At 64.6% G+C, this 21,788-nt stretch carries 26 protein-coding genes; 11 read left to right on the top strand and 15 right to left on the bottom strand.

Annotated elements, in window-relative coordinates; all coding sequences use genetic code 11:
• Positions 1–90: 90 nt before the first annotated feature.
• On the top strand, positions 91–912 hold the full coding sequence (gene aroE / locus DNK59_RS12670) for a shikimate dehydrogenase (RefSeq protein ID WP_110723413.1): 822 nt from the start codon (positions 91–93) through the stop codon (positions 910–912).
• A gap of 174 nt (positions 913–1,086) precedes the next feature.
• Here the strand turns inward: aroE and DNK59_RS12665 are convergent, their stop codons facing one another.
• The 3 genes from DNK59_RS12665 to betC form a co-directional block, all read right to left on the bottom strand.
• Positions 1,087–2,655, bottom strand: a complete 1,569-nt coding sequence (locus DNK59_RS12665; RefSeq protein ID WP_110723412.1) for a SulP family inorganic anion transporter — start codon at positions 2,653–2,655, stop codon at positions 1,087–1,089.
• Positions 2,656–2,772: 117 nt separating this feature from the next.
• Positions 2,773–3,690 (bottom strand): choline ABC transporter substrate-binding protein, encoded by a 918-nt coding sequence (choX, locus tag DNK59_RS12660; protein WP_110723411.1) that lies wholly within the window; start codon positions 3,688–3,690, stop codon positions 2,773–2,775.
• A gap of 15 nt (positions 3,691–3,705) precedes the next feature.
• Complete coding sequence (betC, locus tag DNK59_RS12655) at positions 3,706–5,220, bottom strand: choline-sulfatase (protein WP_110723410.1); 1,515 nt, start codon at positions 5,218–5,220, stop codon at positions 3,706–3,708.
• A 114-nt stretch (positions 5,221–5,334) separates the two neighbouring features.
• Here betC and DNK59_RS12650 point away from each other — a divergent pair, with 114 nt between their 5' ends.
• Positions 5,335–6,285 (top strand): LysR family transcriptional regulator, encoded by a 951-nt coding sequence (locus tag DNK59_RS12650; RefSeq protein WP_110723409.1) that lies wholly within the window; start codon positions 5,335–5,337, stop codon positions 6,283–6,285.
• Here the strand turns inward: DNK59_RS12650 and DNK59_RS12645 are convergent.
• Positions 6,251–6,712: a DoxX family protein gene (locus DNK59_RS12645; protein ID WP_092318111.1), complete on the bottom strand. Its 462-nt coding sequence runs from the start codon at positions 6,710–6,712 to the stop codon at positions 6,251–6,253. The two genes, DNK59_RS12650 and DNK59_RS12645, sit on opposite strands and share 35 nt — an antisense overlap.
• Positions 6,713–6,766: 54 nt before the next feature.
• Positions 6,767–7,675: a 4-hydroxybenzoate octaprenyltransferase gene (gene ubiA / locus DNK59_RS12640; RefSeq protein ID WP_110723408.1), complete on the bottom strand. Its 909-nt coding sequence runs from the start codon at positions 7,673–7,675 to the stop codon at positions 6,767–6,769.
• Between the two features lie 228 nt (positions 7,676–7,903).
• Here ubiA and DNK59_RS12635 point away from each other — a divergent pair, with 228 nt between their 5' ends.
• On the top strand, positions 7,904–8,905 hold the full coding sequence (locus DNK59_RS12635; RefSeq protein ID WP_110723407.1) for a LysR family transcriptional regulator: 1,002 nt from the start codon (positions 7,904–7,906) through the stop codon (positions 8,903–8,905).
• Positions 8,906–8,987: 82 nt separating this feature from the next.
• Complete coding sequence (locus DNK59_RS12630) at positions 8,988–9,341, top strand: DOPA 4,5-dioxygenase family protein (RefSeq protein WP_110723406.1); 354 nt, start codon at positions 8,988–8,990, stop codon at positions 9,339–9,341.
• A gap of 3 nt (positions 9,342–9,344) precedes the next feature.
• On the opposite strand, the gene DNK59_RS12625 is transcribed toward DNK59_RS12630, so the two are convergent.
• The 5 genes from DNK59_RS12625 to trpB all read right to left on the bottom strand — a co-directional run bounded on the left by DNK59_RS12625 (position 9,345) and on the right by trpB (position 14,219).
• Entirely contained in the window at positions 9,345–10,745 is a 1,401-nt protein-coding gene (locus tag DNK59_RS12625) for an FAD-dependent oxidoreductase (protein WP_110723405.1), read from the bottom strand.
• A 71-nt stretch (positions 10,746–10,816) separates the two neighbouring features.
• Positions 10,817–11,503, bottom strand: coding sequence for a FadR/GntR family transcriptional regulator (locus DNK59_RS12620; protein ID WP_110723404.1), 687 nt, complete (start codon positions 11,501–11,503; stop codon positions 10,817–10,819).
• Positions 11,504–11,608: 105 nt separating this feature from the next.
• A complete protein-coding gene (locus DNK59_RS12615; RefSeq protein ID WP_092318129.1) occupies positions 11,609–12,064 on the bottom strand; it encodes an anti-virulence regulator CigR family protein in 456 nt (151 codons plus the stop codon).
• 122 nt (positions 12,065–12,186) lie between these two features.
• The gene (trpA, locus tag DNK59_RS12610; RefSeq protein ID WP_092318132.1) at positions 12,187–12,999 is read right to left on the bottom strand and encodes a tryptophan synthase subunit alpha; all 813 of its coding nucleotides are present in this window, start codon (positions 12,997–12,999) and stop codon (positions 12,187–12,189) included.
• On the bottom strand, positions 12,999–14,219 hold the full coding sequence (gene trpB / locus DNK59_RS12605; RefSeq protein ID WP_110723403.1) for a tryptophan synthase subunit beta: 1,221 nt from the start codon (positions 14,217–14,219) through the stop codon (positions 12,999–13,001). Before trpB ends, trpA begins: the two co-directional genes overlap by 1 nt.
• Before the next feature lie 130 nt (positions 14,220–14,349).
• On the opposite strand from trpB, the gene DNK59_RS12600 reads away from it, so the two are divergent.
• Positions 14,350–15,243 carry a LysR family transcriptional regulator gene (locus DNK59_RS12600; protein WP_110723402.1) on the top strand — a complete coding sequence of 298 codons (894 nt, stop codon included), beginning with the start codon at positions 14,350–14,352 and terminating at the stop codon, positions 15,241–15,243.
• On the opposite strand, the gene DNK59_RS12595 is transcribed toward DNK59_RS12600, so the two are convergent.
• Positions 15,240–15,566 (bottom strand): YqjD family protein, encoded by a 327-nt coding sequence (locus tag DNK59_RS12595; RefSeq protein WP_016965135.1) that lies wholly within the window; start codon positions 15,564–15,566, stop codon positions 15,240–15,242. The two genes, DNK59_RS12600 and DNK59_RS12595, sit on opposite strands and share 4 nt — an antisense overlap.
• A gap of 157 nt (positions 15,567–15,723) precedes the next feature.
• Between DNK59_RS12595 and DNK59_RS12590 the strand changes: the two genes are divergently transcribed.
• On the top strand, positions 15,724–15,939 hold the full coding sequence (locus DNK59_RS12590) for a dodecin (protein WP_092318141.1): 216 nt from the start codon (positions 15,724–15,726) through the stop codon (positions 15,937–15,939).
• A 134-nt stretch (positions 15,940–16,073) separates the two neighbouring features.
• Positions 16,074–16,298 carry a DUF1161 domain-containing protein gene (locus tag DNK59_RS12585; RefSeq protein ID WP_047306749.1) on the top strand — a complete coding sequence of 75 codons (225 nt, stop codon included), beginning with the start codon at positions 16,074–16,076 and terminating at the stop codon, positions 16,296–16,298.
• Between the two features lie 63 nt (positions 16,299–16,361).
• On the opposite strand, the gene DNK59_RS12580 is transcribed toward DNK59_RS12585, so the two are convergent.
• Positions 16,362–17,363, bottom strand: coding sequence for an LLM class flavin-dependent oxidoreductase (locus DNK59_RS12580; protein ID WP_110723401.1), 1,002 nt, complete (start codon positions 17,361–17,363; stop codon positions 16,362–16,364).
• Between the two features lie 241 nt (positions 17,364–17,604).
• Between DNK59_RS12580 and DNK59_RS12575 the strand changes: the two genes are divergently transcribed.
• Positions 17,605–18,036, top strand: coding sequence for an OsmC family protein (locus DNK59_RS12575; protein WP_016966922.1), 432 nt, complete (start codon positions 17,605–17,607; stop codon positions 18,034–18,036).
• A gap of 151 nt (positions 18,037–18,187) precedes the next feature.
• Entirely contained in the window at positions 18,188–18,421 is a 234-nt protein-coding gene (locus DNK59_RS12570; protein ID WP_060836850.1) for a DUF1161 domain-containing protein, read from the top strand.
• 6 nt (positions 18,422–18,427) lie between these two features.
• Here the strand turns inward: DNK59_RS12570 and DNK59_RS12565 are convergent, their stop codons facing one another.
• A complete protein-coding gene (locus DNK59_RS12565) occupies positions 18,428–18,847 on the bottom strand; it encodes a hypothetical protein (RefSeq protein ID WP_092318150.1) in 420 nt (139 codons plus the stop codon).
• Between the two features lie 164 nt (positions 18,848–19,011).
• On the opposite strand from DNK59_RS12565, the gene DNK59_RS12560 reads away from it, so the two are divergent.
• Positions 19,012–20,121, top strand: coding sequence for an aminopeptidase (locus tag DNK59_RS12560; RefSeq protein ID WP_110723400.1), 1,110 nt, complete (start codon positions 19,012–19,014; stop codon positions 20,119–20,121).
• A 23-nt stretch (positions 20,122–20,144) separates the two neighbouring features.
• On the opposite strand, the gene DNK59_RS12555 is transcribed toward DNK59_RS12560, so the two are convergent.
• Together DNK59_RS12555 and DNK59_RS12550 are read right to left on the bottom strand one after the other, a co-directional pair.
• The gene (locus tag DNK59_RS12555; RefSeq protein WP_110723399.1) at positions 20,145–20,795 is read right to left on the bottom strand and encodes an HAD family hydrolase; all 651 of its coding nucleotides are present in this window, start codon (positions 20,793–20,795) and stop codon (positions 20,145–20,147) included.
• A gap of 28 nt (positions 20,796–20,823) precedes the next feature.
• Positions 20,824–21,372, bottom strand: coding sequence for a gamma carbonic anhydrase family protein (locus tag DNK59_RS12550; RefSeq protein WP_092318159.1), 549 nt, complete (start codon positions 21,370–21,372; stop codon positions 20,824–20,826).
• Positions 21,373–21,539: 167 nt separating this feature from the next.
• Here DNK59_RS12550 and DNK59_RS12545 point away from each other — a divergent pair, with 167 nt between their 5' ends.
• Complete coding sequence (locus tag DNK59_RS12545) at positions 21,540–21,728, top strand: hypothetical protein (protein ID WP_092318162.1); 189 nt, start codon at positions 21,540–21,542, stop codon at positions 21,726–21,728.
• Positions 21,729–21,788: the final 60 nt, after the last annotated feature.

Below are 21,788 nucleotides of genomic sequence, written 5' to 3'. Positions count from 1 at the left end.
CCCCACCGTGTAGGAGCCGGCTTGCCGGCGAAACGGCCTTCAAGGCGGACGCGGCTCCTACCCGTGTGTGTTGAGCAAATGGGATGAGAGATGGACCAGTACGTTGTCTTTGGTAATCCGATCGGCCACAGCAAATCGCCGCTGATCCATCGGCTGTTCGCCCAGCAGACCGGCCAGCAGCTGGAATACAACACCCTGCTGGCGCCCCTGGACGATTTCGTCGGCGCCGCTCGGCGTTTCTTCGCCGAGGGCCGCGGGGCCAACGTCACCGTGCCGTTCAAGGAAGACGCTTATCGCCTGTGCGACAGCCTGACCGAGCGCGCACAGCGTGCCGGTGCGGTGAACACCCTGAGCAAGCAGGCCGACGGCAGGTTGCTGGGGGACAACACCGACGGCGCCGGACTGGTGCGCGACCTGACGGTCAACGCCGGGGTCAGCCTCAAGGGCAAGCGCATCCTCCTCCTGGGAGCCGGGGGCGCCGTGCGCGGGGCCCTGGAGCCTTTACTGGCGCAGCAGCCGGCCTCGGTGGTGATCGCCAACCGCACCGTGGAAAAAGCCGAGCGGCTGGCGGAGCTCTTTGCCGACCTGGGCCCGGTGTCGGCCAGTGGTTTCGACTGGCTGCAGGAGTCGGTGGACCTGATCATCAATGCCACTTCCGCCAGCCTGTCGGGCGAGTTGCCGCCGATTGCCGGCAGCCTGATCGAGCCGGGCCAGACGGTGTGCTACGACATGATGTACGGCAAGGAGCCGACGCCGTTCTGCCGCTGGGCCAGTGATCACCGGGCGGCGCTGGTGCTCGATGGCCTGGGCATGCTGGCCGAGCAGGCGGCGGAAGCCTTCTTCCTGTGGCGTGGCGTGCGTCCGGACAGCGCCCCGGTACTGGCCGAACTGCGCCGTCAGCTGGCCCTGTAAACCCCTGAAGATCATGTGTGGCGAGGGAGCTTGCTCCCGCTCGGGCGCGCAGCGGTCGTAAACCGGCTATCGCGCAGCAACAGGCCGAACCGGGAAACCGGCCTTGGGCTTGCTGCGCAAGCCAGCGCGAGCAAGCTCGCTCGCCACAGGTGGTGTCTCCCTCAACGCTTGGGTTCAGTCTTCGAAGTGGATCGGGCAGTGCTCCGGTCCTTCGAGCTTGATCAATTCCTCCTTCACCGTCTGCCGTGCCCGGCGCAGGGTCAGGCTGCGGTCCTGGCGTTTGAGTCGGCGCGCCTCCTGATGCAGCATCTCCACCCCTGAATAGTCGATGAAGTTGATCTGCCGGGCGTCGATCACCAGTTTCGGTGCGTGGCAGCGTTGCATGCGCACTTGCAGGTAATGACTGGCGCCAAAGAAGATCGAGCCACCCACCCGCAGGATGTCTGCATCGCCCTCGCTGGAATGCTGCACCCGTGGCTGGGAGGTGCGCTTGAGGTAGAAGAACAGCGACGCCAGGACCCCGGCATAGATCGCCGTCTGCAACTCCAGGAGCAAGGTGGCGATGCAGGTCAGGCTCATCACCAAAAATTCGGCGCGGCTGACTCTGAACAGCGCGCGAATGCCCCGATGATCCACCAGGCCCCAGCAGATCAGCAGGATGCTCCCGGCCATGGCCGGAATCGGGATATGGGCGATCAGCCCGGCGCCGGCCACCGCGAACAGCGCCACCCACAGCGCCGAGAACACCCCGGCCAGGGGCGAGCGGGCACCGGCTTCATAACTCAAGCCCGAGCGGGTGAAGGAGCCGGAGGACAGGTAGCCGGAGAAAAACGCCCCCACCATGTTCGACAAGCCCTGGGCGCGGACTTCCTGGTTGGCGTCGAGCAGTTGTTCCGAACGTGCCGACAGTGAGCGGGCAATCGACAGGCTGGTCACCAGCCCCAGCATCCCCACCGCCACGGCACTGGGCAGCAGCCGCAGGACCAGATCCAGGTCCAGTGGCAACGGGCTCAAGGGCGGTAGCCGGCCCACGAAGGCGCTGACCAATTTGACGTGCCCGAACACCCCCGGCAGCAGCCAGACCACCAGCGCACTGAGGACCAGGCTGAGCAACAGGCTGGGCCAGCGTGGCGCCAGCAGCTTCAGGCCGAGGCTGACGATCAGGGTGCCCAGCCCCAGCAACAGCGAAGGCTTGTCCACAGCGTCCAGGTGTTCCAGTAGCGAGGTCAGGCTATTGAGGGCGGTGGCCTGGTTCGGCAGGTCCAGGCCCAGGAGGTTGGGCAATTGCCCCAGGGCGATCACCACCGCGGCACCGAGGGTGAAACCCAGCACCACCGAATGCGAGACGAAGTTCACCAGGGCGCCGAAGCGCAGCAGCCCCAGCAGCCACTGGAAGATGCCCGCCAGCAGGGTCAGCAGCAGGATCAGGGTGATGTAGTCCTCGGATGCCGGCACGGCCAGAGGGCTGACGCTGGCATACAGAACAATGGAGATCGCTGCCGTGGGCCCGCAGATCAGGTGCCAGGACGAACCCCAGAGGCAGGCGATCAGCACCGGGACTATGGCCGCGTACAGGCCGTACTCCGGCGGCAAACCGGCGATCAGCGCGTAGGCAATGGATTGCGGCAGGGCGAGAATCGCGCCACTGAGGCCCACCAGCAGATCACGACCGACGCTGGCCCGGGTCTGCCGTGGCAGCCAGCCGAGGAAAGGCAGGAGTGAATGGCGGTTGGGCCAGGCCATGGTTCCTCACGGGTGGGTAGATTCAGGGGGGGCCAGGGTAAAGCATTGTCCGGCCTTGGGCATGTGCCGAGGCCGGCCCCTCCTCTCCGAGGAGCCGGCTTGCCGGCGCACTTCGGGCTACAACTTGGCCTTCACCGCCGCCAGGGCCTCTTTGTCATCAATGGTCCGGACCCCTTCCAGCCATTGCTCCAGCACCGCCGGGTTGGCCTTGATCCAGGCCTTGGCGGCGTCGGCGTTGCTGACCTTCTTGTTCACCACCTCGGCCATGATGGCGTTCTCCATGTCCTGGGTGAACCGCAGATTGGTAAGGAGCTTGCCGACGTTCGGGCAGGCCTGTGCATAACCCTTGCGCGTCAGGGTGTAGACGCTGCCGCTGGCGCCGAAGTATTTCTCGCCCCCGGTCAGGTAATGCATTTTCAGCTGCACGTTCATCGGGTGCGGGGTCCAGCCGAGGAAGGTCACGAAGCGCTGTTTTTTCGTGGCCCGGGACACTTCGGCGAGCATCGCCTGCTCGCTGGACTCGATCAGCTTCCACTGGCCGAGGCTGAACTCGTTGTTCTTGATGATTTCCTGCAGCGACAGGTTGGCCGGGGCACCGGAGCCGATGCCGTAGATCTTCTTGTCAAACTTGTCGGCGAACTTGCTCAGGTCGGCAAAGTCGTGCACCCCGGCGTTCCACACGTAGTCCGGAACCGCCAGGGTGAACTCGGTGCCTTCCAGGTTCTTCGCCAGTTGGATGACCTCGCCATTGGCCACGAACTTGTCGTAGAAACCCTGTTGCGCCGGCATCCAGTTGCCCAGGAACACATCCACCTGGCCGTCCTTGAGGCCGCCGTAGGTAATCGGCACCGCCAGGGTGTCGATCTTGGTCTTGTAGCCCATGCCCTCCAGCAGAAAGCTGGCAATGGCATTGGTGGCGGCGATGTCGCTCCAGCCCGGATCGGCCAGCTTCACGGTTGCGCACGAGTCGGCCCAGGCGGCCGTGCTGCCCAGAGCCAGGAGCCCGAACGCCAGCGTTGTGGATAACTTTTTCATGCTCTTCCCCTTGGATTATTGGTGTTGGCAGGGTTGTGGATAACGCGCCTTGCGCTCCAGATCGTCGAGGTCGATGTGGTTGCGCATGTACTGCGCGCTGGCGTCGACCAGTGGCTGGTGATCCCAGCTCTTGCGCGTGCCCCGGTTCAGGGCGTCGGCCACCAGGCGGCGGCGGCGCTGGCTGGCCAGGACCTGTTGGTGAATGGCCGGGATGTCCCACTTGGCCCGGGCCTCGGCGAGGAAGGCGTCGAACAGCGCTCGGTGCTCGGCCGAGCGGCTGAGGTCGATACGCTCTTGCGGGTCGTTGGCGACATCGAAGAGCAGGCAGGGGTCGTCTTCGCTGTAGATGAATTTGTAGGCGCCCCGGCGAATCATCATCAGCGGGCTGACAGTGCCTTCGGCCATGTATTCGCCGAACACTTCGTCGTGGCCGCCCTGCCCTTGCAGATGGGGGACCAGGGAGCGGCCGTCCAGGGGCAGGTTGGGCTCCACACGGCCGCCGGCCAGTTCCACCAGGGTCGGTAGCAGGTCGGCGGTGGACACCGCGGCGCCGACCCGCCCGGCGGCGAACTGCCCTGGCGCGCAGATCAGCAGCGGCACCCGGGCGGCCATTTCGAACCAGTGCATTTTGTACCAGAGGCCGCGCTCGCCGAGCATGTCGCCGTGGTCGCCGGAAAACACGATCAGGGTGTCGTCCGCCAACCCGGTGTCTTCCAGGGTCTGCAGCAGCTTGCCGACGTTGCTGTCGATGTAGCTGCAGGCGCCGAAGTAGGCCCGTCGCGCATCGCGGATCTTATCCACAGGCAGCGGCTTGTCCCACAGGTCGTAGACCTTGAGCAGGCGCTGGGAATGCGGGTCCAGTTCGCTCTGCGGCGGGGTCTGGGGCAGTGGAATGTCGTCGTCGCGGTACAGGTCCCAGAACGCCTTGGGAATGGTGTAGGGATCGTGGGGGTGGGTCATGGACACGGTCAGGCAGAACGGCTGGTCGCCGCCTGCGCGAACGTGGTCGAACAGGTATTGCCGGGCCTTGAATACCACCTCCTCGTCGAAATCCAGCTGGTTGGTGCGCACGCAAGGGCCGGCCTGCAGCACCGAGGACATGTTGTGGTACCAGCTGGGGCGCAGCTGGGGCTCATCCCAGTTGACTGCCCAGCCGTAGTCGGCGGGGTAGATGTCAGTGGTCAGGCGCTCTTCGTAGCCGTGCAACTGGTCCGGGCCGCAGAAGTGCATCTTGCCCGACAGCGCGGTGCGGTAGCCCAGGCGCCGCAGGTAGTGGGCGTAGGTGGGCACGTCGGCGGGAAAGTCCGCGGCGTTGTCGTAGGCGCCGATCTTGCTCGGCAACTGGCCGCTGACCAGGGTGAAGCGCGAAGGCGCGCACAGTGGGCTGTTGCAGTAGGCGGCGTCGAACACCACGCCCCGCGCGGCCAGGCGGCTGAGGTGCGGCAGCTTGATCGGCGATGGACCGTAGAACGGCAGCAAGGGCGCCGCCATCTGGTCGGCCATGATGAAAAGAATGTTCTTGCGCTTCATGGGTTCGCGGCATTCCATAGTCGATGGTTATGCGAAAGTGCTGCGATCGAGCATGGATTCCATGTCTTTGGCGGTAAAGCCCATGTGCGGCAATGACTAGGATAAGTACAACTTATGTATGAAAGCCTTGGTGACCTGTCCCTGGACCTGCTTCGGGTGTTTGAAGCAGCGGCCCGTTTGCGCAGCTTCACCGCCGCGGCAGTGGAGCTGGGGACCACCCAGCCGGCCATCAGCCAGCAGATCAAACGGTTGGAGGACCGGTTGAATGTGCGCCTGTTCGACCGGATCTACCGCGGTATCGAACTGACCGAATCCGGCGCCTTGCTACTGGAACAGGTGCAGATTGGCTTGCAGAGCATCGATGCCGGCCTCAGTGCTCTGAGCCAGCAGCATCAGCACGAGGTGCTGCAGGTGGCTACGGACTTCGCCTTCGCCGCCTATTGGCTGATGCCGCGCCTGCATCGCTTCCATGCGGCCAACCCCCAGGTGGACGTCAGCCTGGTGACCAGCGAGCGCAGCCACAGCATGGTGCGCAGCGATATCGATGTGGCCGTGCTGTTTGGCGACGGCCGTTTCAAACATGGCGAAAGCCGCTGGTTGTTCAGCGAGGAAGTGTTCCCGGTGTGCAGCCCGCTGCTGCTCAAGGAGCGCCTGGCGCCCCTGCCCGCCCATGCCCTGCTGGAGATGCCGCTGCTGCACCTGCGGGGGGAAAACGCCAGTCACTGGTTCGACTGGAGCGGGGTGTTCCGCGAACTGGGCCTGGCAGGCGCCCCGCCCCCCGGGCAATTGCGTTTCGACAATTACACCCTGCTGATCCAGGCGGCCATCGGCGGCCAGGGGGTGGCCATCGGTTGGCGTCATCTGGTGGACGATCTGCTGGCACAGGGGCTGTTGTGCCGGCCGATCGCCCAGAGCGCGCTGTCCGCCTACGGCTACTACGTGGTGCTGCCGCCGCGCAAGCGGCGTGGGCCGTTGATCCAGCGCTTCGTCGACTGGCTGATGGCCGAGCAGGCCGGCAGTGCCCAGTCCCTCAGGGGGCTGGCGTTGCCGTCCATTGCCCTGTAGGCGGCGCCTTGAACAGGCTCCACAGGGACAGCGCGCCGTTGCCCAGGCACACCAGCGCCAGCGATACCACGGCGAGGAAGGCCAGGTATTCCCAGCCACCTCCCGGGCTGGTGTAGATCCAGCCGTGGGCGCCGTGGACGAAGACGATCGCCCCCAGCAGCATCGGCATCAGCCCCAGGGCGATCCAGCGCACGCCGACCCCGAAGATCAGCAGCAAGCCGCCCACCAGTTCGGCGCACACCGCCGGGTAGGTCAGCCACTCGGGCATGCCGGTGGCGCTGAACAGCTTGAGGGTGCCCGGCCAGCCCAGGACCAGGATCTTGAACAGGGCGTGGGCGATGTACATGGCGCCCAGGGCCAGGCGCAGTAACAGGGCGGCCCATTGTTCCGGTGCCCGGAGCGGCGAGCTGATTGAGAGTGCAGGCATATGACAAGTCCTTGTGAGGTGGAAGGTGCGGGTTGAGTACTGAATGTCCAGCGGTCAAACGACGGCCACCGAGGCGCCGACCAGTAGCAGCACGCCGCTGTGGACGTTGCTGCGAAACAGCTGGTTGCAGGGCTCCGGGTGGTCCGGACTGAAGAGGCTGAGCTGGTAGGCCAGGGACAGGGCGATCGGCAGCAGCAGGATGAAAAAGCCCGGGTTGGCGCCGGCCAGCAGGCCCGCGCCGCACCAGCACAGCAGGGTCATGGCGTAGAACCCGGCGATCCAGGTCCTGCCCCGTGCGGCGAACAGCATGGCGGTGGAGCGCAGGCCCATTTTCAGGTCGTCCTCACGGTCGCTGTAGGCATAGAGGGTGTCGTAGCCCAACTGCCAGAACAGGCAGCCCAGCCACAGCGCCAGCGCCTCGGGTTGCAGGCTGCCAGTGGTTTCCACGCTGGCCATGAGCACGCCCCAGTTGAACACCGCGCCGAGAAACGCCTGGGGCCAGTGGGTGAAGCGCTTGAGTAGCGGGTAGACCAGGGTCAGGGGCACGCAGCCCAGGGCCAGCAGCACCGTCAGGGGGTGCAGGAACAGCAGCAGCCCCGCGGCCAGCAGCAATTGCAGCGCCAGGCAGGCCAAGGCCTGTCTCAGGCTGAGTGAGCCGTTGGCCAGGGGCCGCTGGCGGGTACGGTTGACCTGGGCGTCGAAGCGTCGGTCGAAGATGTCGTTGATGCTGCAACCGGCACTGCGCATCAGCAAGGCACCGAGGGCGAACACCAGCACGGTGCCGACCGGGGGAATGCGCCCGGCGCAGAGGATCAGCGCGGCCAGCGCCGGCAGCAGGGTCAGCCAGGTGCCGACGGGCCGGTCCAGGCGCATCAGGCGGGCGTAGGCCTGCCAGGATCGCGGCAGGCGGGTCGCGACCCAGTCATGGGCGCGGATGTCATTGAGGTCGGGGCTTGCGGGCATCTTCGGTCCCTGAAGGTAAGCACGGTGTCGATCACAACCAAGCGCTTTGAAGTGTTCAAAAAACACTCAGGCCGGTGGCGGTCACTGAACGTCGGGCAAGCCGCTGCCGTGATCGCACGGGTTGATTTTCAGTGCCATCTGCTTGCTGGTCGGATGCGTTAAAGTTGCCCGCGCCTGCCCCCCGGGGCAAGGGAACAATCCGCAATAGCCTCCTGCAGGATCTGCAATATGCTCCGTGATGAAGTGCCCCGCGTCCCGCGTATCGACCTCAACCTGCTGCGGGTTTTCGATGCGGTCTATGAGGACCGCAGCATCCTCCTGGCCAGCAAGCGCCTGCATCTGAGCCAGTCGGCGGTGAGCCATGCGCTGACCCGGCTGCGTGAGTCCTTGCAGGACGAACTGTTTATCCGCACGGCCAGGGGCATGCAGCCTTCGGCCCGGGCCGAAGCCATCGCCGGTCCGCTGCGCGAGGCGCTGTTGACCATCCAGCGTACGGTCGGGGTGGAGGCCTTCGATCCTGCTCGGGCCACGCGCACCTTCACCCTGGCGATCAACGATTACCTGAGTTCGGTGCTGCTGGCGCCTTTGTTGCGGCGCCTGGCGCAGCAGGCCCCGGGGGTGGACCTGGTGGTGCGTCCGGTGACCCGCCTGGACCTGGCCGAGCAGATCGATGTCGGCCGCATCGATCTGGCCCTCGGGGTATTCGCCGAGCTGCCGCGACGAGTGCACAGCGCCTGCCTCTGGCAGCAGCAGGATGTGCTGCTGATGGACCCCGAGCATCCCTTGTTGAAATTGCCCGAAGTGACCCTGGAGGCGCTGGCCGATTGTCCATTGATCACCCTCTCGGTTGGGGGCCAGGAGGAAGGCGCGGTGAACGGCTACATTCTCGAACGGGGCCTTGCCCGGCAGTCGGAGATGTTCGATCGCCAGCGTCTGGAGCAGGCCTTCGCCAGCATCGGTCGGCAGCCGCGTTACCAGCTCACCCTGCCCCATTCCCTGGTGCTGCCGGAACTGCTGGCGCAGTCACCGCTGGTGGCAATTGTGCCGGGGCCGCTGGCCCGGGCCTTCGAGCGACGTTTCGCGCTGTGTCCACGGGCCTTGCCCCTGGCGCTGGAAGCCGCGCCGTTGATGGCGATCTGGCATGGGCGCAACAGTGCCGACCCGGCCCATGCCTGGTTGCGCCAGCAATTGCTGGAGGTGGCGGCGACGCTGTCGGCCGAGTCACATTGAACGGCTGCCATGAAGGCCTGTATCGGTCTGCATGGCGCCTGCGCAGGGGCCTTGGGCCTGAATCATTTCGTGAGGTTTTTGCATGCATCGGATCAAGGGTTATCACGCCCACGTCTACTTCGACGCCAGTACCATCGATCAGGCCCGGGCCCTGTGCGAGCAGGCGGCGCGACGGTTCCCGCTGAAGATGGGCCGGGTTCATGAACGGCCCGTGGGGCCGCATCCGGACTGGAGCTGCCAGCTGGCCTTCAAGCCTGCGCTGTTCGCCGAGCTGGTGCCCTGGCTGATGCTCAATCGCCAGGGCCTGGTGGTGCTGGTGCACCCGATCACCGGCAGCGACCTGCGCGATCATCGCGATTACCCGATGTGGATGGGCGAGGCCCGGCCGCTGGATCTCTCGGACCTCAGCGACGGGTCTGTGGATTACCAGCTCTAGGCCTCAGCACAGAGCCAGCAGCACCTCTTCGGCGGCGCGTTCGCCGGCGCGCACCGCGCCTTCAAGGTAACCGCACCAGCGCTCGGCGGTTTCACAACCGGCCCAGTGCAGGGTGCCCAGCGCCGGCCGCAGGTGCTGGCCATGCCGGCTGAGCACCCCGGGCTTGAGTGCGCTGACGCAGCCGGCGCTCCAGGCTTCCCGCGACCAGTCCTGCTCGACATAGCCGAGCGGGTGGCGCGCCGCTTCGCCGAACAGCGCCGCCAGTTCCTCCAGCACACGGGCACGGCGCTGCTGCGGCTGGTCGCGCAGAACCTGCGGGTCGACGAAGGCCAGCAACACCCCGCCCCGGGTCGGGTCGCCCGTACTGTCGAAGGTGACCTGGACCAGGCCCTGGTCATTGCTGCTGGCGCCGCTGAGCCCGGCTTCGCGCCAGAACGGCCGTGAATAGTGCAGGTGCACTTTCATGCCGCTGTAGCCGCTCCAGTTTTCCTGCAGGGCCTGGCGTCCTGCTGGCAAGGGTGGCGAGAACTCGATCCGGCGAACATCGGCCGGCATCATCGCCACTATCGCGCGGCGGGCATGGATCAGGCCCTGGCTGCTGCGCAGGGCCAGAGACTGGTCATCGCGGGTGACGATGCGCTGCACCGGGCAGTTCAGGCGCAGTTGGCCGTCCAGCTGTTCGGCCAGCCGCAGGGAAAGTGCCTGTGCCCCACCTTGCAGACGATATTGCTGGGCCTGTTCATCGAGGGCTTCGAAGCCGCCGGCAGAAGCCAGGTAGAACAGCAGCCAGAGCAGCGATACCTTCTCCGGCTCGGTGCTCAGGGTGGTGCCTATGGTGCTGGCGACGGCTTCCCGGGCGGCCTCGCTCAAGCCCTCGCGGTCCATCCAGGCGGCGACGCTCAGGGCGTCCAGAGCTGCGGCGTCGGGGGCCAGCCAGGGCGCGCGGGTCGGCACCCGGTCGGCCATGGCCTCCAGCCGCCGTTGCACCTGCTGGCGCTGGCGTCGTGCCTCGGCGTCGTCCCGTGGGCCGCCGTCCGGCAGCAGCGGGTCGCCAGTGTCGTATTGCTCCAGTAGCGGAATATCCAGCTCTCGGGCCAGTTCCAGCACCCGGCGCTGGCTGCCGCCGATCCACTGGCCGCCGCCATCCACCCACAGGTTGTCGCCGATGGCCTGGTTCCAGGTGCGGCCGCCAACCCGGTCGCGGGCTTCCAGGACCAGCACCCGCAGGCCCGCGTCCTGCAGGGCCCGGGCGGCCACCAGCCCGGACAGGCCGGCGCCGACCACGGCTACGTCGACTTTCGCCAGCCATGGGCCACCCGGTACACCGGCAGCGCCAGGCTGATCGTGATGGGCAGCCAGCAGCTGCCGAGGAAAACCTACAGGACTCATCAGTTGATAGCGCATGTTACCTCCACTTGGTAACCAAGTTGCCACGACCAAAAAAAGACCGCATCCAGCGGTCGGGGGTGAAGGGTTCAGCCTCGGGAAGTGCGCACCGAAGCCAGGTAATAGGGCAAGGGGTCCTGCCGGCTCGACAGCTGCCTGGCCAGGGTCAGGTAGAACCAGCGCACGGTCTGGGGCTCGTCTTCCTGCGGTTGGGCCTTGTCGCTCCAGCGTTGCCAGAGGGCCATCTCCATTTGCAGGATGCGATTCTTCCCGGCCGCGGTTACGGCCTGCCAGAAGCGCTGGCTCAGTTGTTCGGCCTGTTGTGCATCCAGGTCATCGGGATAGGCCTCCACCAACTGCAGCAGGCGTTGGCGCTGCTGGTCGCTGGCGTGGCGCGCGGCGGCTTCGAGCAACCCGGTGGCATAGAGTTCCTGGTACTCGGCCAGGTCCTGCAGCAGGCTGCGGGCGGCGTTCGATTGCAGTTTGTCGGCATGGCGCAGCAGCAGTTCCAGCACCCGGGCGTCGGCCCTGGCCGGATCGAGCACCTTGCTCGCACCGCCCTGGCGGACCTCCACCAGGCCCAGGTCCTTGAGCTTGTGCACCGCCTGGCGCACGGTGATCCGCGAAACGCCGTAGCGCTCGGCCAGCAGGCGTTCGGCGGGCAGCGCCTCACCCGGGGCCAGCAGGCCGTCGAAGATTTCCACGAACAGGCCTTGCAGCGCGGCATCGCTGGCGTGTTCGGGAGCAGGTGTCGGGGAGTCGTCGAGAGTGTTCATGGGTGGAAAATCTACTTGGTTACCAAGTTAAGTCAAGGTCATTCCCAAGCATTTTTCCACGCGGTGTCGGTGCTGGGGGGCGGGGCCCCCAGGCTTCGCGCGGCGTCAGTAGAGCACGCCGTCGAGAATTTCGTAGACGATGCCGGTGCCCACGGCCATCAGGAAGATGTCGCCGCCCATGCGTCGCCATTCATAGCCCGGGTACACCGGCAGGCGTGACAGCGCGCGTCCATCCAGGCGTTCGCCATAGTAACCGCGGGGCAAGGGCTGGCCGCGCACCAGGCGGATGCCGGGAGGTGGAGGTGCGCCCCGCACGAAGTAGCCGCGATTGTCGTGGATGGTCTGGCGTACCGGGCCGAAATCCCGTGGTGGGCCGCCGCGCCGGTCGTTGTCCGGGCCGCGGTGTTCGTTGCCACGATTGTCCCAATGGCCCGGCGGTGGTCCCCCGCGATCATCCCCGCGGCCATGGTCGCCGCGTTCGTCGGCCATCACGTGCAGCAACGGGCTGGCGCCGAGCATCAGCACCACGGCACCGGCAATCAGACGTTTGGGCATTTTCATCAGGCATTCCTCGCAGCACAAACAGCAAAAAGGGTTTCAGAACAGCGGTTCTGAAACCCTCGGTCTTGCCTGTTTAGTCTGCATCCAGAGGCGCTAATTCCTCTGTATCAGGAACTTTACCCTCAGCTGACGCGGGCCTGACGCACGCCTTCGGCCAGGGCCGCGCACAGGCTCAGGACACCGTCCACCGCTTGCGCGGAAGATTGGGCATTGGCGATGTGATCGATCAGCGCCGAACCCACCACCACGCCGTCTGCCAGGCGGGCGATGGCCGCGGCCTGCTCCGGCGTACGGATACCGAAACCGATGCTGATCGGCAGGTCGGTATGGCGACGCAAGCGGGCCACGGCCTCTTCCACGTGTTCCAGGGTCGCGGCGCCGGCACCGGTCACTCCGGCTACCGAGACGTAGTAGACAAAGCCGGAGCTGCCGTCGAGCACCTTCGGCAGGCGCGCGTCGTCGGTGGTCGGCGTGGTCAGGCGGATGAAGTCGATGCCGGCGGCCTGGGCCGGGTCGCACAGTTCGCTGTTATGTTCCGGCGGCATGTCCACCACGATCAGGCCATCTACCCCGGCGGCCTTGGCGTCGGCAATGAAGCGCGCCACGCCGTAGTGGTGGATCGGGTTGAAGTAGCCCATCAGCACCAACGGCGTATCGCTGTTGCCGGCGCGGAACTCGCGGACCATCTGCAGGGTTTTCGCCAGGTTTTGCTTGGCGCCAAGGGCACGGATGTTGGCCAGCTGGATCGCCGGGCCGTCGGCCATCGGGTCGGTGAAGGGCATGCCCAGCTCGATCACGTCGGCGCCGGCCGCGGGCAGGCCCTTGAGGATTTCCAGGGAGGTGTCGTAGTTCGGATCGCCGGCGGTGACGAAGGTCACCAGGGCCGCGCGGTTCTGTTCCTTCAGCTCGGCAAAGCGGGTTTGCAGGCGGCTCATCAGTGTTTCTCCTGCTGGGACTGTTGCATGTGGTGCATGACGGTTTGCATGTCTTTGTCGCCACGCCCCGAGAGGTTGACCACCATCAGGTGATCCTTGGGCAGGGTCGGCGCGCGCTTGAACACTTCGGCCAGGGCGTGGGCGCTTTCCAGGGCCGGGATGATGCCTTCCAGGCGGCAGCACTGGTGGAACGCGGCCAGGGCTTCGTCGTCGGTCACCGAGGTGTATTCGACGCGGCCGATATCGTGCAACCAGGCGTGTTCCGGGCCGATGCCGGGGTAGTCGAGGCCGGCGGAAATCGAGTGGGCGTCGATGATCTGGCCATCGTCGTCCTGCAGCAGGAAGGTGCGGTTGCCGTGCAGCACGCCGGGTACGCCGCCGTTGAGGCTGGCGGCGTGCTTGCCGGTCTCGATGCCGTAGCCGGCGGCTTCGACGCCGATGATCTGTACGCCTTTGTCGTCAAGGAACGGGTGAAACAGGCCCATGGCGTTGGAGCCGCCGCCGATGCACGCCACCAGGCTGTCCGGCAGGCGGCCTTCCTGGGCTTGCATCTGCTCGCGGGTTTCCTTGCCGATCACCGCCTGGAAGTCGCGGACCATGGCCGGGTACGGGTGCGGGCCGGCCACGGTGCCGATCAGGTAGAAAGTGCTGTCGACATTGGTCACCCAGTCGCGCAGGGCTTCGTTCATGGCGTCCTTGAGGGTGCCGGTGCCGGCCACTACCGGGATCACTTCGGCGCCCAAAAGCTTCATGCGGAACACGTTGGCCTGCTGGCGCTCGATGTCGGTCGTGCCCATGTAGATCACGCATTGCAGGCCAAAACGTGCGGCCACGGTGGCGGTGGCCACACCGTGCATGCCGGCGCCGGTTTCGGCGATGATGCGTTTCTTGCCCATGCGCCGGGCCAGGAGGATCTGGCCGATGCAGTTGTTGATCTTGTGCGCGCCGGTGTGGTTCAGCTCTTCGCGCTTGAGGTAGATCTTGGCGCCGCCGCAGTGCTCGGTCAGGCGTTCAGCGAAGTACAGCGGGCTTGGGCGGCCGACGTAGTCGCGCTGGAAGTAGGCCAGCTCCTTGAGGAACTCGGGATCTTCCTTGGCCTGTTCGTACTCGCGGGCCAGGTCGAGGATCAGCGGCATCAGGGTTTCGGCCACGTAACGGCCGCCGAACGCGCCGAACAGGCCGTTGTCGTCTGGACCATTACGCAATTGGGACTGAGTCATTGCAGCGCTCCCGGGCAAGGGTGGGGAAAGACAGATTCGTGGAAGGACAATGGAGCCCACTCTACCCCTGACACCGAAGGCTGAAAACCGATAAGATCGCCGCAACCTGTCAGGAAAACTCACCTATCCCATGAGCCGCGACCTGCCCCCCCTGAATGCCCTGCGGGCTTTCGAAGCCACTGCCCGGCTCAACAGTGTCAGCCAGGCTGCCGAACAGCTGCATGTCACCCATGGCGCGGTGAGCCGGCAGTTGAAAGTGCTGGAGCAACACCTGGGCCTGAGTCTGTTCGTCAAGGATGGACGTGGCATTAAACTCACAGATGCCGGGATTCGTCTGCGCGATGCCAGCAGCGAAGCCTTCGAGCGCCTGCGGGACGTTTGCGCCGAGCTGACCCGTGGCAGCGCCGACGCGCCGTTCGTCCTCGGTTGCTCCGGCAGCCTGTTGGCGCGCTGGCTGATTCCGCGCCTGGGGCGCCTGAACGCCGACCTGCCGGACCTGCGCCTGCACCTTTCCGCCGGTGAAGGCGACCTGGACCCACGGCGCCCCGGGCTGGATGCCCTGCTGGTGTTTGCCGAGCCGCCGTGGCCGGCGGACATGCAGGTCTATGAGTTGGCTTGTGAGCGCATCGGGCCGGTGCTCAGCCCGCGCTATGCCGGTTACCCGCGCCTGCGCACCGCGCCGCCCACGGCCCTTGGCGCAGAGTCGTTGCTGCATACCACGTCGCGTCCCCAGGCCTGGCCCAGCTGGGCTCGACACAACGGCATCGGCGCCGAGGCCCTGAAGTACGGGCAGGGTTTCGAGCATCTGTATTACTTGCTGGAGGCAGCGGTGGCCGGGCTTGGGGTGGCCATCGCTCCGGAGCCGCTGGTGGCCGAGGACTTGCTGGCGGGCAGGCTGGTTGCCCCGTGGGGGTTTTCCGACACCCCGGGGCAACTGGCGCTGTGGTTACCCAAGCGCGCCGCGGATGGGCGCGCCCGAGAGTTGGCGCAGTGGTTGAAAAACGAACTGCGCCAGTCGGTTTAGTTGCCGCGCTTGCACAACAGGTAGGCGGCCAGCAGGCCGATGGCTCCGACCGCGACACCGGCGGTCGCCCACGGGTGTTCCTGGGCGTAGTCGCGGGTGGCGATTCCGGTTTCCCGGGTTTTCACTTTGACTTCTTCGTAGGCATCGCTGATCAGGCTGCGGGAATGCTTGAGCGCATTCTCGGCGTTGCTCTTGAGCGCCTTGAGGGTCTTGCGCGATTCGTCGGTCGCATCGTCCTTGAGGCTTTCCAGGGATTTGAGCAGGCTTTCGATCTCGGCTTCCATACTTTCCAGTGAGGCTTTGCGTAACGAGGTGTTGGCCATGTCGGCTCTCCTGCAGGGTAGTGAACGGACTCTGTAGGTTCCGACTGCGGCCGATTCGGAAAGTGCAGAAAATCTGAACTAGCCGTGAGCAATGGCGCCCCAAGTAATAAGAAAAATCACTGCTAGGCTGTAATTCACAGCAAAAAAGGAGAGCGCCATGAGTGATCATCACACCTACAAGAAAGTCGAACTGGTGGGTTCTTCGCCCAACAGCATCGAAGAGGCAATCAACAACGCGCTAGCCGAGGCGCATAAAAGCATCAAGCACCTGGAATGGTTCGAAGTGACCGAAACCCGGGGCCATATCAAGGACGGCAAGGCTGCGCATTTTCAGGTCACCCTCAAGGTCGGCTTCCGGATTGCCAATAGTTAAACGCTTGAGCTAGGCTCTGGAACTTGTGCGCTGGCCGAGTGCCATAGGAAATGGCAAAGCGCTACAACTGTCTTGAGCCTCTGTCAGGCTGGCGTCAACGCCGCCTCTTCTGATCCGACCAGGGAATGCGACCGATGAAAAAACTAGTATTAGCAGCTGCTTTGTTGAGTCTTGCGGGAACAGCCCTTGCCGCCGGCAAGCCGTGCGAGGAGCTTAAAAGCGAGATCGCCGCGAAGATCGACGCCAAGGGCGCCAAGCATTATTCGCTGGAAGTGGTCGACAAAGGCGCGGCGGCGGATGGCAAAGTGGTTGGCACCTGCGAAGCGGGTACCAAGGAGATTGTCTACAAGCGCGGTTGAGCCCCTGTAGATGCGCAAATCAAAAGCCGACGCCAGGGCGTCGGCTTTTTCATGCCTGTCGTTTTAGCCTTGCATCACCTGTGACAGCAGTTCGTAGGAGTGCAGCCGATCGGCGTGCTCGTACAGATCGCAGGTGAAGATCAGCTCGTCGGCGCCGGTCTGTTCGATCAGGACTTCGAGCTTGGCGCGGATTTTCGCCGGGCTGCCGATCATCGCCAGGCCGAGGAAACTCGACACCGCTTCCTTCTCATGGGGCAGCCACAGGCCGTCCATGCTGGTCACCGGCTTGCGCTGAACCAGGCTCTGGCCGCGCATCAGCGCCAGGATCCGCTGATACACCGAGGTCGCCAGGTAGTCGGCCTGTTCATCGCTATCGGCTGCCACCAAAGGCACGCCGAGCATCACGTAGGGCTTGTCGAGCACCGCCGAAGGCTTGAAGTGGTTGCGATAGACGCGAATCGCCTCATGCAGGTAGCGCGGTGCGAAATGCGAGGCGAAGGCGTAAGGCAAGCCCCGTTCCCCGGCCAGTTGCGCGCTGAACAGGCTGGAACCGAGCAGCCACACCGGCACCTGGGTGCCGGTGCCCGGCATTGCGATCACCCGTTGTTCCGGGGTCCGTGGGCCGAGGTAGGCCATCAGTTCGGCAACGTCTTCAGGGAAGTCGTCGGCGCTGCCGGAGCGCTCGCGGCGCAGGGCTCGGGCGGTCATCTGGTCGGAGCCCGGAGCACGGCCCAGGCCGAGGTCGATGCGTCCCGGGTACAGGCTTTCCAGGGTGCCGAACTGTTCGGCGATCACCAGCGGCGCATGGTTGGGCAGCATGACCCCGCCGGAGCCGACGCGAATGGTCGAGGTGCCACCCGCCAGGTAGCCGATCAGTACCGAGGTGGCGGAGCTGGCGATACCGTCCATGTTGTGGTGCTCGGCGACCCAGAAGCGCGTGTAGCCAAGCTTTTCAACGTGCTGCGCCAGGTCCAGGGAGTTGCGCAGGGACTGCCCCGGGCTGCCGTCTTCACGCACGGGCACCAGGTCGAGGGTCGAGAATTTAACAGCGGACAGCGGTTTCATAAGCCTGCTTCTCCTTGAGGGTGCGCAGGCCTTTGTCATGAGCCAAAACCTGCCGAAGTCTGTAAGTCAGATCTATGCAATGTGGGCATATACCCGAGATTCAATAGCCAGAGTGAATTTGTCGGGTAAAGAGCGCCGCTGCACACCGGCTGAACTTTGCCATCAGATCTATCCTCAGAACCCTTAGGCAACAGAAACCAGCATGGTGCGAGCTTTCGCATCGGTTCTTGAGGAGAAAGCGATGAGTATCAAAAAGAAAGCCTCGGCTCATTGGGAAGGTGATCTGAAAACCGGGATCGGCTCGATCTCGACCGAAACCGGGGTATTGCGCGAGGCCCCCTACGGCTTCAAGGCCCGTTTCGAGGGGGGCAAGGGCACCAATCCGGAGGAGTTGATCGGTGCCGCCCATGCGGGGTGCTTCTCCATGGCCTTTTCGATGATTCTCGGCGAGGCCGGGCTCAAGGCGGACAGCATCGACACCCAGGCCGAAGTGACCCTGGATCAGGTCGACGGCGGCTTCGCCATCACGGCGGTGCACCTGATCCTCAAGGCGAAGATCCCCGGCGCCAGCCAGCAGCAGTTCACCGAGTTGAGCAACAAGGCCAAGGAAGGTTGTCCGGTGTCCAAGGTGCTCAACGCCAAGATCAGCCTGGAGGCGACGCTGCTGGGCTGATGGTCTTGCTGGCAAGCCGGGTCCTGCTGCGGTTGGTAGGAGCCGGCTTGCCGGCGAATGCGTCTGTGCGACGCACGAGCACCTGTGGTCGAATACGCGACGGCGGCTTCAGTGCACCCTCGTGCGCGCCGCAGCAAGGGAGCTTTAGATCATGAAACGTTTTGCCTTGGCGGTTGCAAGTTGCGCGCTGGCCACATCGGCCCTCGCCGCCCCCAAGCCTTGTGATGAACTCAAGGCCGAGATCGAAGCCAAGATCCAGGCTCAGGGCGTGCCTTCCTACACCCTGGAAATCGTCACCAACGACGAAGTCCACGACAACAACATGGTGGTCGGCAGCTGTGAGAACGGCACCAAGAAGATCATCTACCAGAAGAACGATCGCTGAGGCCGATCAGGGCACGCAGTTGAACGTGCGTTCCTCGGCGACGATCTTGCCCTTGGCGTCGTACAGCCGGGCGCTGGGGGTGAAGGCCAGGTTGCGCGCCTCCAGGCGATAGCGCTGGCCGGCCTGGAAGTGGTCGTAGCGCAGGCTCAGGTAGCACAGGCGCTCTTGAGGGTCGTTGTTCATGCCCATGCCGCCGCTGAACACTTCGAAGTCGAAGCGCACCATCAATTCGTGGCTGCCGGGGCTGACCTGGAAGTAGCGGCCATCTTTGAGGCGCTGGTTGTCCAGGCGCTCGGCCATGATCAGTTTGCCACCCGGGGTTGGCGTGGCCAGGTCGATCCAGGCCTGTTGCGGATCGACATTGGGCAAGGGGCTGGAACAGGCGCCGAGGGCGGCGAGACTGAGGATGAGTAGTAGCTGGCGCATGACAGTGGCCGATTGAGCGTGGGGAATCCGAGCATAACCCTGATCAACGACCTTGGCAGCCCGCTGGTCGTGTTGCCTGGCATGTTGCGCGACGTCACGGGTGCCTGGCGCAGTGTCGGGCTGGCGAGATAGTCTTGCCGACAGATTTTTTCGGATGACGCACATTGAACAGGCCGCCTTCTTGCCATCGGATACGTGCTGCCCTTTCGCGTGTCCTGCTGCCGATCCTGGTGCTTGGCCTGCTCAGTGGCTGCAGCAGCCTGGGGTACTACGGCCAGCTGGCCAGCGGACAGTTGCAGCTGTTGCGGGCGCGCACCCCGGTGGCCGAGGTGCTGGCAGATCCCACCCGTGACCCGACCCTGCGGGCCCATCTGGCGCAGTCGCAACAGGCCAGGGACTTTGCCAGCCGGCACCTGCACCTGCCGGACAATCGCAGCTACCGGCTGTACGTCGACATCGGCCGGCCCTATGTGGTGTGGAATGTGTTCGCCACGCCGGAGTTTTCCCTGAACCCGCAGACCCACTGCTTTCCCATTGCCGGTTGCGTGGCCTATCGCGGCTATTACAGCCAGGGTGCTGCTCGCGGCGAGGCGGCGCTGCAGCGGCAACAAGGCATGGACGTGGCGATTGGCGGGGTGGAGGCCTATTCGACCCTGGGCTGGTTCGATGACCCGATCATCAGTTCGATGATGCACTGGGGCGATGAACGCCTGGCGACCCTGATCTTCCATGAGCTGGCGCATCAGCGCTTCTATGTGAAGGACGACACCCAGTTCAACGAATCCTTCGCCACCTTCGTCGAGCAAGAAGGCACCCGGCAATGGCGGGCCTACCGTGGGCTGGCGCCCCAGGATAACGCCGACGTGCGCCAGCGCGATCAGTTCATCCAGCTGTTGCTGGACACGCGCCAGCGCCTGGAGCGCTTGTACGCCCTGCCCTTGCCCGCCGAGCAGATGCGCCAGCGCAAGGCGCAGGCCTTCGACAGGTTGCGCCGGGATTACCGGCAGATACGCGACAGTCAGTGGGCCGGTTCCAAGCGCTATGACGCCTGGATCGACCAGCCGCTGAACAACGCCCGGTTGCTGCCCTTTGGCCTGTATGACCAGTGGGTGCCGGCGTTTGCCGCGCTGTTCAAGCAGGTCGATAGAGACTGGCCGAGGTTCTTCCTTGCGGTGGAGAAGCTGGGGCGCCTGCCGGCCGAACAGCGCAAGGCCGATTTGCTGAAGCTGCAGACGGCCTTCGCCGAGCAGCCGGCACCTGCACCGGACCTCTAGCCGCCGGCCGGCGAGCCTCAGCCCTAGCGCCGCAAAAACGCCTGATGCAACTCGGCCAGTGTCTCAAAGTGATAGGCCGGCGCCTCGGCACTCAACTCCTCGCGGCTGCCAAAGCCATAGCTCACCGCCGCCGCGTCCAGGCCGTTGCGCCGGGCACCGATCAGGTCGTGCTTGCGGTCGCCGATCATCAGGGTGGTGGCCGGGTCGAGTTGTTCCTGCTCCAGCAAATGCGCGATCAGTTCGACCTTGTCAGTGCGGGTACCGTCCAGTTCGCTGCCGTAGATCACCTTGAAGTGCTTGGCGAAGTCGAAGTGGCGGGCGATTTCCCGGGCGAAGATCCAGGGTTTGGAGGTCGCGATGTACAGCTGCCGCCCTTGTCCGCCGAGGGTTTCAAGCAGCGGCATGACACCGTCGAAAACCCGGTTCTCATACAGGCCGGTGACCTTGAAACGTTCGCGATAGAAATTCAGCGCCTCCCAGGCCCGGGCCTCGTCGAAGCCGTAGAACTGCATGAAGGCCTGCAGCAGCGGCGGGCCGATGAAGTGTTCCAGCTTGCTCAGGTCCGGCTCGTCGATACCCAGCTGGCCCAGGGCGAACTGGATCGAGCGGGTGATGCCCTCGCGAGGGTCGGTAAGGGTGCCATCGAGGTCGAACAGTACGTTTTGGTAATGCATGGGAATTCCAGGGCAGTGCAAGGGTTGATCAGGGCCGGTCGTAGCCTTCGGCCAGGTGCAGGTCCTTGAGTTTCACGTAGTTGGCGGCGCTGTAGGTGAAGAACGCCCGCTCCTTGTCGGTCAGCGGGCGCGCCTGCTTCACCGGGCTGCCGACATACAGGAAGCCGCTTTCCAGGCGCTTGCCCGGTGGCACCAGGCTACCGGCGCCGACTATCACTTCGTCTTCCACCACCGCACCGTCCATGACGATGCTGCCCATGCCGATCAGTACCCGGTTGCCGATGCTGCAGCCGTGGAGCATGACTTTGTGGGCGATGGTCACGTCGTCGCCGATCAGCAGCGGGAAGCCCTCGGGGTTGAACGGGCCGGCGTGGGTGATGTGCAGCACGCTGGCGTCCTGCACGCTGGTGCGCGCGCCGATGCGGATGCGGTGCATGTCGCCGCGGATCACCGTCAGGGGCCAGACCGAGCTGTCGGCGCCGATTTGCACGTCGCCGATGACCACCGCCGAGTGGTCGACAAAGGCTCGCTCGCCCAGGCGTGGGGTTACGCCCTGGTATGTTCTTATCGCGTTCATGGACAGTCCTGTGGCCGCTTTGCGCGCCGAAGGTAATTGGAGAGGGTGGTCATTTGTTGGATAAAAGCGTCGAAAATTCAGGAATTACCGGGATAAAACGGCTTTTTTGGCTAAAATGTCAATAATCTGGCATAGTGGCTGGCCGTCTCTGGAAAAGGAGTGTGTTTATGACTACCTTGCGTTTCAGATCCTCTGCAAGCAAGGCAGGAAATAAAGCGGCTGTTGAAACCCGTGAATCGATCGCCGCCCATGTCGCGGTCTATCTTCATCGCGGCGGACAGATTCAGAAGATCGCCAGAGGCATCAGCGGTCTACCCAAGAACGGCTCCTGGAATGCAAACAGGAGACGAAAATAATTTCCGGAGGGGGCTTGCGCCCCCTCGCTGTTTCTTGCTGCTCTATTAAACCTCTACCCA

The organism is Pseudomonas sp. TKO26, from assembly GCF_003225665.1.
Taxonomy (GTDB): Bacteria; Pseudomonadota; Gammaproteobacteria; order Pseudomonadales; family Pseudomonadaceae; genus Aquipseudomonas; species Aquipseudomonas saponiphila.
The sequence above is the reverse complement of the archived record's forward strand: the minus strand, read 5'-3'. Positions and strand labels throughout refer to the sequence as shown.

Coding starts and splice junctions, on each gene's coding strand:
- aroE (WP_110723413.1), top strand. CDS start 91: ATGGACCAGTACGTTGTCTTTGGTAATCCGATCGGCCACAGCAAATCG.
- DNK59_RS12665 (WP_110723412.1), bottom strand. CDS start 2,655: ATGGCCTGGCCCAACCGCCATTCACTCCTGCCTTTCCTCGGCTGGCTG.
- choX (WP_110723411.1), bottom strand. CDS start 3,690: ATGAAAAAGTTATCCACAACGCTGGCGTTCGGGCTCCTGGCTCTGGGC.
- betC (WP_110723410.1), bottom strand. CDS start 5,220: ATGAAGCGCAAGAACATTCTTTTCATCATGGCCGACCAGATGGCGGCG.
- DNK59_RS12650 (WP_110723409.1), top strand. CDS start 5,335: ATGTATGAAAGCCTTGGTGACCTGTCCCTGGACCTGCTTCGGGTGTTT.
- DNK59_RS12645 (WP_092318111.1), bottom strand. CDS start 6,712: ATGCCTGCACTCTCAATCAGCTCGCCGCTCCGGGCACCGGAACAATGG.
- ubiA (WP_110723408.1), bottom strand. CDS start 7,675: ATGCCCGCAAGCCCCGACCTCAATGACATCCGCGCCCATGACTGGGTC.
- DNK59_RS12635 (WP_110723407.1), top strand. CDS start 7,904: ATGCTCCGTGATGAAGTGCCCCGCGTCCCGCGTATCGACCTCAACCTG.
- DNK59_RS12630 (WP_110723406.1), top strand. CDS start 8,988: ATGCATCGGATCAAGGGTTATCACGCCCACGTCTACTTCGACGCCAGT.
- DNK59_RS12625 (WP_110723405.1), bottom strand. CDS start 10,745: ATGCGCTATCAACTGATGAGTCCTGTAGGTTTTCCTCGGCAGCTGCTG.
- DNK59_RS12620 (WP_110723404.1), bottom strand. CDS start 11,503: ATGAACACTCTCGACGACTCCCCGACACCTGCTCCCGAACACGCCAGC.
- DNK59_RS12615 (WP_092318129.1), bottom strand. CDS start 12,064: ATGAAAATGCCCAAACGTCTGATTGCCGGTGCCGTGGTGCTGATGCTC.
- trpA (WP_092318132.1), bottom strand. CDS start 12,999: ATGAGCCGCCTGCAAACCCGCTTTGCCGAGCTGAAGGAACAGAACCGC.
- trpB (WP_110723403.1), bottom strand. CDS start 14,219: ATGACTCAGTCCCAATTGCGTAATGGTCCAGACGACAACGGCCTGTTC.
- DNK59_RS12600 (WP_110723402.1), top strand. CDS start 14,350: ATGAGCCGCGACCTGCCCCCCCTGAATGCCCTGCGGGCTTTCGAAGCC.
- DNK59_RS12595 (WP_016965135.1), bottom strand. CDS start 15,566: ATGGCCAACACCTCGTTACGCAAAGCCTCACTGGAAAGTATGGAAGCC.
- DNK59_RS12590 (WP_092318141.1), top strand. CDS start 15,724: ATGAGTGATCATCACACCTACAAGAAAGTCGAACTGGTGGGTTCTTCG.
- DNK59_RS12585 (WP_047306749.1), top strand. CDS start 16,074: ATGAAAAAACTAGTATTAGCAGCTGCTTTGTTGAGTCTTGCGGGAACA.
- DNK59_RS12580 (WP_110723401.1), bottom strand. CDS start 17,363: ATGAAACCGCTGTCCGCTGTTAAATTCTCGACCCTCGACCTGGTGCCC.
- DNK59_RS12575 (WP_016966922.1), top strand. CDS start 17,605: ATGAGTATCAAAAAGAAAGCCTCGGCTCATTGGGAAGGTGATCTGAAA.
- DNK59_RS12570 (WP_060836850.1), top strand. CDS start 18,188: ATGAAACGTTTTGCCTTGGCGGTTGCAAGTTGCGCGCTGGCCACATCG.
- DNK59_RS12565 (WP_092318150.1), bottom strand. CDS start 18,847: ATGCGCCAGCTACTACTCATCCTCAGTCTCGCCGCCCTCGGCGCCTGT.
- DNK59_RS12555 (WP_110723399.1), bottom strand. CDS start 20,795: ATGCATTACCAAAACGTACTGTTCGACCTCGATGGCACCCTTACCGAC.
- DNK59_RS12550 (WP_092318159.1), bottom strand. CDS start 21,372: ATGAACGCGATAAGAACATACCAGGGCGTAACCCCACGCCTGGGCGAG.
- DNK59_RS12545 (WP_092318162.1), top strand. CDS start 21,540: ATGACTACCTTGCGTTTCAGATCCTCTGCAAGCAAGGCAGGAAATAAA.